The organism is Seonamhaeicola marinus, from assembly GCF_008085455.1.
The window spans coordinates 1-293 of sequence record NZ_VSDQ01000022.1; the positions used below are offsets into that span (position 1 = coordinate 1).

At 30.4% G+C, this 293-nt stretch carries 1 protein-coding gene; it reads left to right on the forward strand.

The window, feature by feature from the left end; all coding sequences use genetic code 11:
- Positions 1-293: DbpA RNA binding domain-containing protein (locus FUA24_RS00175; RefSeq protein ID WP_187388112.1), on the forward strand; the 293-nt coding region annotated here is incomplete at both ends.

A 293-nucleotide genomic window follows, 5' to 3' on the forward strand; every position in this document is an offset into this window, starting at 1 on the left:
ATACAAGTAAAGATGAATTGATTAAAAAATTCTTTTCAGTTGAATTTACACGTTTTTATAACTACTACCAAAAGGCTAGAGATTTAAACGTATCTGATAATGGAAGAGCTGAAAGTACTGGTGGAGATTCTACACGTTATTTTATTAACGTTGGAAGAAAAGATGGCTTTGATTGGATGAGCTTAAAAGACTTTTTAAAAGAAGTTTTAGAGCTTGGAAGAGACGATGTTTTTAAAGTTGAAACTAAAGACAGTTTTTCATTTTTTAATACCGAAAGCGAACACCAACAAAAG